This window comes from Rhodoplanes sp. SY1, from assembly GCF_046000175.1.
In the GTDB taxonomy this organism is placed as follows: domain Bacteria; phylum Pseudomonadota; class Alphaproteobacteria; order Rhizobiales; family Xanthobacteraceae; genus Rhodoplanes.
In genome coordinates, this window is sequence record NZ_JBEOMB010000156.1 from 1 (window position 1) to 6767 (window position 6767).

General features: G+C 67.7%; 9 protein-coding genes. 5 read left to right on the plus strand and 4 right to left on the minus strand.

The window, feature by feature from the left end; genetic code table 11:
* A partial coding sequence (locus ABTU92_RS26445) for a nucleotide sugar dehydrogenase (protein WP_408094581.1) occupies positions 1-583 on the minus strand: 583 nt, incomplete at its 3' end.
* A 267-nt stretch (positions 584-850) separates the two neighbouring features.
* On the opposite strand from ABTU92_RS26445, the gene ABTU92_RS26450 reads away from it, so the two are divergent.
* Positions 851-1906 (plus strand): GGDEF domain-containing protein, encoded by a 1056-nt coding sequence (locus tag ABTU92_RS26450; protein WP_408094582.1) that lies wholly within the window; start codon positions 851-853, stop codon positions 1904-1906.
* Between the two features lie 184 nt (positions 1907-2090).
* Positions 2091-2741, plus strand: a complete 651-nt coding sequence (locus ABTU92_RS26455) for a hypothetical protein (RefSeq protein WP_408094583.1) — start codon at positions 2091-2093, stop codon at positions 2739-2741.
* Positions 2742-2818: 77 nt separating this feature from the next.
* Here ABTU92_RS26455 and ABTU92_RS26460 read toward each other — a convergent pair whose 3' ends face one another.
* Positions 2819-3358 (minus strand): hypothetical protein, encoded by a 540-nt coding sequence (locus ABTU92_RS26460; protein ID WP_408094584.1) that lies wholly within the window; start codon positions 3356-3358, stop codon positions 2819-2821.
* A 219-nt stretch (positions 3359-3577) separates the two neighbouring features.
* Here ABTU92_RS26460 and ABTU92_RS26465 point away from each other — a divergent pair, with 219 nt between their 5' ends.
* Positions 3578-4336 carry a caspase domain-containing protein gene (locus ABTU92_RS26465; protein ID WP_408094585.1) on the plus strand — a complete coding sequence of 253 codons (759 nt, stop codon included), beginning with the start codon at positions 3578-3580 and terminating at the stop codon, positions 4334-4336.
* A 349-nt stretch (positions 4337-4685) separates the two neighbouring features.
* Here ABTU92_RS26465 and ABTU92_RS26470 read toward each other — a convergent pair whose 3' ends face one another.
* On the minus strand, positions 4686-5006 hold the full coding sequence (locus ABTU92_RS26470) for a hypothetical protein (RefSeq protein WP_408094589.1): 321 nt from the start codon (positions 5004-5006) through the stop codon (positions 4686-4688).
* Entirely contained in the window at positions 4895-5200 is a 306-nt protein-coding gene (locus ABTU92_RS26475; protein WP_408094586.1) for a type II toxin-antitoxin system prevent-host-death family antitoxin, read from the minus strand. Before ABTU92_RS26475 ends, ABTU92_RS26470 begins: the two co-directional genes overlap by 112 nt.
* Here ABTU92_RS26475 and ABTU92_RS26480 point away from each other — a divergent pair.
* Positions 5168-5665: a GGDEF domain-containing protein gene (locus ABTU92_RS26480; RefSeq protein WP_408094587.1), complete on the plus strand. Its 498-nt coding sequence runs from the start codon at positions 5168-5170 to the stop codon at positions 5663-5665. The genes ABTU92_RS26475 and ABTU92_RS26480 overlap by 33 nt on opposite strands.
* A gap of 156 nt (positions 5666-5821) precedes the next feature.
* Positions 5822-6767: DUF3300 domain-containing protein (locus ABTU92_RS26485; protein WP_408094588.1), on the plus strand; the 946-nt coding region annotated here is incomplete at its 3' end.

The window sequence follows — 6767 nt, forward strand, 5'->3', positions numbered from 1 at the left end:
GCGGCGCCTGGTTGAGATAGAGCGGCCGGTAGAGCTCGGTCATCACCTTGCGGGCGCGCTCGTCCGTGGTGCCGACGACGATGCGGTCCGGATGCTTGAAGTCGCGGATCGCCGCGCCCTCGCGCAGGAACTCGGGGTTCGACACCACGGCGAACTCGGCGTCCGGCCGAGTCTCGCGGATGATCCGCTCGACCTCGTCGCCGGTGCCGACCGGCACGGTCGACTTGGTGACGACGACGGTGAACCCGTCGAGCGCCGCCGCGATCTCGCGGGCGCAGGCGTAGACGTAGGACAGGTCGGCATGGCCGTCGCCGCGCCGCGACGGGGTGCCGACCGCGATGAACACGGCGTCGGCCGCCGCGACCGGCCCGGCGAGCGCGGTCGTGAAGTCGAGCCGCTTCTCGCGGACGTTCGAGGCGACCAGCGCGTCGAGCCCCGGCTCGTAGATCGGGATCTCGCCCCCCTGCAGGGCCGCGATCTTGCCGGCGTCCTTGTCGACGCAGGTCACCTCGTGACCGAAGTCGGCGAAACAGGCCCCGGACACGAGCCCCACATAGCCGGTGCCGATCATTGCGACGCGCATCAGGAGGCCAGCCTTTCGGTTCCCGAGGTGGGGGCGGGCCGCTCATAACAAAGGCTTAGCAGGCGAACAAGCGATCCGGGCCGAGGCCTGGCGGGGCAGCCGCCGAATCCGGCGAGGCGTGGCCGAATTCGCATAGAATGGTATCGCCCGACCGTTTTAATGTCTCGTCAACCATGTCCAGGTCACATTACATACGCCCACCGGTTGCCGGTGCGTGCACATGACTTCGGACGCTGGCATCGCCCTCACTCCCTGCAGAACGCGGCCATGACGCAGACCTCCGCCACGACCGATCCCGCGACGGCATTCGCGATCGCCCTCAGAGCCTTGGAGCGAATTCGCGGGCTCGGCCAGGTGCCCGATCCGCCGACCTTCGCGGTGTGGTTCACGTATTTCCAAGGCCACAACCCGGCCCTCAACCGCGACATCGAGGAGATCGACCCGGGCGCCCTGTCGCGAACGCGGCTGAACGCCATTCACGACCGGCACTTCGCCACCGAGCGGCATTTCGGCCAGCTGCTGTCGGTCGGCGAGGCGCTCGGCGCCGAGACCCGCAAGGTCGAGAACGTGATCCGGGTCGCGTCGGGCTCGGCCGCCGGCTACGGCATCGACCTGCAGAGCGCGGCCGACGCCCTCGACACCGGCGGCGCCGACCTGTCGGTCTCGGAGCTGATCCGGTCGCTGGTCCGCTCCACCGACGCGATCCAGCAGACAAACTCGCTGCTCCAGGCCCAGCTCCAGCAGTCCGAGCACCAGTTCCGGCTCCTCCAGGAGAACATGGAGACGTTGCGCCTGGAGAGCATGACGGATCCCCTTACCCGGCTGGCGAACCGCAAGTATTTCGACTTCTCCCTGGGCCAGGCGACGGCCCGGGCGGTCGACGACGAGGCGCCCGAGTCGTTCTCGCTCGCCATGGTCGACATCGACCGGTTCAAGCAGTTCAACGACCAGTATGGGCACGCCACCGGCGACGACGTGCTGCGCCTCGTCGCCTTCGCGCTGAAGAACAATGTGCGCACGAGCGACCTCGTCGCCCGCTACGGCGGCGACGAGTTCGCGGTGCTGCTGCCCAACGCCCCGCTCGAGGACGCGATGGCGGTCGGCCACCAGATCCGCAAGGCGGTCGCCGAGCGGCCGCTTCTGCGCCGCGTCACCAAGGAGATGCTCGGCCACGTCACCCTGTCGATCGGGATCGCGGCCTGGAGGCCGGGCGAGACCGCCGAAGCCTTGCTCGAACGGGCCGACCGCCATCTCTACGAGGCGAAGGCGAACGGGCGGAACTGCCTGGTCGGCGGACAAACTGGACCTCGGTCCGACCGGTGAAGGAAGGCGAGGTCGCTTCGGATGTGTTTGCCTCCCTCACCACCGAGGCAAACGCAGTCGTTGCGCCCTTCAACCCCAAGGGCCCTTGACCCCAAAGCCATGCCGTTGATCCTGCGGACCGAGGAGGTCACCCGCGCATCCCGCTGACACTCTTCCGCGGCGTCCCACTATGCCCGGAGCCACCTTGGCTCGAACCAACCCGTTCCTCGGGCTCCCGGCAACGATCGAACGGCCCGACCGACGCGACAAACTGCTGGAGAGCATCTTTCAGCCGGTGGGCTTCCAGGGTCAGAGACTTCGCCAAACCCGAGACCTGTTATGCGGCCTAACCAGTTTCGGTCCGACCGGATTGGCAGACAAAGGGGCGATTGCGATGAAATGGATTCGCAAGTCTATCAAACGATTGTTCGCGCTCCCCCGCGGTTCCGGGCGGTCCACGGTCGTTCGTCCGGACAACCGCGACCTACTCCGCCACGTTTCGGGACCCGGCTGGCGATTGCGATCCTCCGAACCGCCGCAGGAGGGGCAGGCCGAGGAGCCGAGCTATGTATTGAAACGTGGCGCCGAGATCATCGGGTACATGTGGTACGATGAAGAAGCCAGTGATTTCCCCTGGCACGTTTGCAGATTCGAGCCGAGGGACGGATACGCTGGCGTGCGGTCGGCGTTCGAAGAACATCAGGCCTGCCTCGCCCGCGAAGACTATTCTGCCGCCGAGGATGCAGCGCGAGCGATCGAAGCGCTCGCGCTGACCCTCGTCATTGCGGGCCCGTCCGGGCGAGCCGTGCCGGCACGAAACCTTCAGATAGCCGGATCGTGGGCCTGGTACTGTTGAGGTTCGCCGCGGGGCGGCGCATAAACCATGATCGGTCCTCGCGCCGGACACGCTCGTCATCGGATGTCCTCATTCGGCTACTTAGGCGGCCGCGTATCACCGTCGTCGTTCGGGTGAAAGTTGACGATCCGAGAGCCGGTCTTGCGGAGCGTCTCGAAGGACGCCAGGAACGCCTCTGTCACGGTCTCGGTGGCATGCTCGATCGGTGCCGCGCCGTGCGAAATCAGCACGGCGTCGTCGCCGTCGAGTTCGAGACGCCAGGACCCGGTCGAGTATCGCGACTGCGCCAGTCGGCGGATCTCGTCCGACAAGGCGGCGACCAAATCCGTCAGCCCGGCGGGCGTGAAACGGCCGACGATGCGGGCGAGCAGACTGTTCTGCACGGCTTCCGTCAGGCGATTGCTCCGCGTCAGTGGAACGACGTGACCTTCTGCTCCGGTGAGTGCGATGGCCGTGAGCGCGCCAGGGACGACGCGGGCTAGCGCCTCGCGCGTCGCACGCTGTCTCAGACTCGCCGGGATCGTTTTCGCCGCCGCGCGGGCGACGAACGGCAATGTGGAGACGATTGCAGTTTGCGTCGCCTCGACGACTTCGGGACTGGGTTCGTAGGAAGACATCGGCGCAGCTCTCACGGTTCGACTGGTCAAGGTTCCGATCGCGCGATTGCACCGGCCGATGCAAAATCGGCCCGTTCGGGCTCCGAGGCCCGAGCCGCAATATCGCCGTACGACCTCCTGGTCGTCCGTGACCTGCATCACAGTGGACCGGCCCCGATCGGGGCATCGATGTCGCTCACATTGGATTCGATTTGCCTCCGGAGCTGAAAGGAACGACCGATGGGTCGCCTCGCCGTCGTCCTGCTCGCGATGGGATGGGCCGTCGCACCCGCCACGGCACAGGAGCGGATCGCACTGGCGATCGGCAACTCCGCCTATCGGAGCATGCCGCCCCTGTCGACGGCCGCCCGGGACGCCGAGGCCGTGGGCGCGACGTTGAAGGAGATCGGCTTCGGACGCGTCGACGTCCATCGCGACCTCGGCGCAGGCGAGATGCGCCGCGCGCTGCGCGATCTGGCGAAACGTTGCGCGGGCGCCGACACCGTCGTGGTCTATTACGCAGGGCTCGCCGTCGAGGGTGATGGATCGAGTTATCTCGTCCCCGTGGACGCCGACCCGGAGCGTGACGCTGATCACCGTGACGAGGCGCTCTCGGTTGCACGTCACCTCGAGGAGTGCAGGGCTGTCTCGCGCCTGCGGATCGTTCTCCTCGACACTGCTCGCGCCGAGCTGCCGGTCAGCATGGTCCAATCGCTCGACGCGTCTTCGAGAGAGCGGCTGGGTTCGACCGTGGCCGGCCCCGGGGATCCCGATACGTTGATCGTGTTCGCGACCGGCCTCGGGTCGACGAGGGTCGAGACGAAAGACCCGCACGGCGCGTTCACGGCCGCGTTGCTGACCCACCTGCGCACCCGGGGGCTCGACGTGCGCACCGTGTTCGGACGGGTTCGTGACGAGGTGCTTCGGAGGACCAAGTTCCGGCAACAGCCCTTTGTGATCGGAAAACTGGGGAGCGGCCCGATCTTGCTGGTGCCGTGACTTCGAAGTGGACGAGTCCGTCGCAACGGCTGCCACGAACTTTCACACCTCTTGGTATAATTTGTTTGATCGACGTTTGTTTTGATAACAAGACGATCACCCCGTCTTGACAAATGACCGCTGCATCAAGACGGACGGCCAGCCGCCGGTGGAAGTCTGGGGCGCCTGATCGAGATGGAGCGGCCGATAGAGCTCTGTCATCCCCTTGCAGACGCGCTTGCCCGTGGTGCCGACCACGGGAATGCCGTCGCTGCGACGGGGGCCGGCCCGATGTGTCACCCGCCCGGCTGCGTCGATGACTGACCCGCTCGCACCGACCATTCGGAAATGCCCGAGTCGGACGCGTCGGCTATCGCTTTTCGACTCCGCTGTCCGGTGACGCCGACCTCGTGATCGCTGCAAGGGCGATCGAAAACGGCCCCACCGTCGTCACGCGGAACAGCTCGCTCCGCACGAAAGGCCAGCAGGCGATCGAGCCTCGTGCTGCGAGAGTTGTGGCGAACTCGACGTTGGAGGCGCGCTGGCGAACGACGCCACCTTCGATCTCGCCGATACTGATCACGCTGAGAAACACGTCGGCACATCGCTGGCCCTCGAACCGCGCGACGAGCCCGGTATCGCGTCGGGATTTGCGCAGCTCGGAATGAACGACGATATCGCTCGAGTACATCGGAATTCGACGTCACGCGGGCGGGTCCGGACGCGAGGAAGTTCCCCGCCATCCTGCGGAAGCGCCAGCAGCAGGTCGGAAAGTGACGGCGCCTGTTCCCGCTCCAGGCCACGCAAGCGCCGATACTCCTCGACATCGACGACGACCACGGTCGGCTTCCCGTGGATCGTGACCGTCTGAGGCCCGTGACGCACGGCCTCGACCAGGCGACGGCCCGGGCGGTCGCCGACGAGGCGCCCGAGTCGTTCTCGCTCGCCATGGTCGACATCGACCGGTTCAAGCAGTTCAACGACCAGTATGGGCACGCCACCGGCGACGACGTGCTGCGCCTCGTCGCCTTTGCGCTGAAGAACAATGTGCGCACGAGCGACCTCGTCGCCCGCTACGGCGGCGACGAGTTCGCGGTGCTGCTGCCCAACGCCCCGCTCGAGGACGCGATGGCGGTCGGCCACCAGATCCGCAAGGCGGTCGCCGAGCGGCCGCTCCTGCGCCGCGTCACCAAGGAGATGCTCGGCCACGTCACCCTGTCGATCGGGATCGCGGCCTGGAGGCCGGGCGAGACCGCCGAAGCCTTGCTCGAACGGGCCGACCGCCTTCTCTACGAGGCGAAAGCGAACGGGCGGAACTGCCTGGTCGGCGCCCCTCTGGGCGCGCGCTGACCGCGGACCGGACGGGCATCGGCCCGACCGTCCGCCGCCGTCACGGTCGCCGACCCGTCACATCGGCCTACGTACAATTCCCGAGACAGCGGGGCGATTCGCGGCTCTACGGTTGCGGCCCCGCCACTCCGGCGACATGCATTTCAGGAGGGCCGCTTGCATTTCACCAACGCGCTTCCGACCGTCCGGCCGCGACGCGGTCGACCGGCCTTGCTGGCCGGCGCCGCCGGCCTCGGGCTGCTGCTCGGGCTCGCCCCGATGCTGCCTGCCGACAGGGCCGTCGCCCAGACACCGGCGGCCGGCGCACCGGGGGCGACCGCCGCGCCCCAGCAGCAGACATTGTCGCGGGAGCAGCTCGAGGCGCTGGTCGCCCCGATCGCGCTCTACTCCGACGACCTCCTGTCGCAGGTGCTGATGGCGTCGACCTATCCGCTGGAGATCGTGCAGGCGGCGCGCTGGCAGAAGGCGAACGCCAAGCTCACCGGCAAGGCGCTGCAGGACGCCCTCCAGGAGCAGCCGTGGGATGCCAGCGTCAAGGCGATGGTCGCGGTGCCGCAGACGCTGACCATGCTCAACGACCAGCTCGACTGGACCCAGAAGCTCGGCGACGCCTTCCTGGCCCAGCAGGGCGACGTGCTCGACGCCGTGCAGCGGCTGCGCGCCCGCGCCGACGCGGCCGGCAAGCTGAAGACGACCAAGCAGCAGAAGGTCTCGACCCAGTCGAACGCCGGCAAGACCGTCTACGTGATCGAGCAGGCCGATCCGCAGGTCGTCTACGTGCCGGCCTACGACCCCGCCGTGGTGTATGGCGGCTGGCCGTACCCGGCCTATCCGCCGGCGACCTGGTATCCGCCCGGCTACGTGGCCGGCAGCGCGCTGTGGTTCGGCGCCGGCGTCGCCGCCGGCGCGGCCCTGTGGGGCGGCTGCAACTGGTGGAACCGCCAGGTCAACATCGACGTCAACCGCTACAACAGCTTCAACCGCACCAACATCGTCAACGGCAACTGGCAGCACGATCTCGCCCACCGCGGGGGCGTGCCCTACGGCAATGCCGACGTGGCCCGCCAGTTCGGGCGCGGCGCGGCGGCCGACGACGCGGCGC

Coding starts and splice junctions, on each gene's coding strand:
- ABTU92_RS26450 (WP_408094582.1), top strand. CDS start 851: ATGACGCAGACCTCCGCCACGACCGATCCCGCGACGGCATTCGCGATC.
- ABTU92_RS26460 (WP_408094584.1), bottom strand. CDS start 3,358: ATGTCTTCCTACGAACCCAGTCCCGAAGTCGTCGAGGCGACGCAAACT.
- ABTU92_RS26465 (WP_408094585.1), top strand. CDS start 3,578: ATGGGTCGCCTCGCCGTCGTCCTGCTCGCGATGGGATGGGCCGTCGCA.
- ABTU92_RS26470 (WP_408094589.1), bottom strand. CDS start 5,006: ATGTACTCGAGCGATATCGTCGTTCATTCCGAGCTGCGCAAATCCCGA.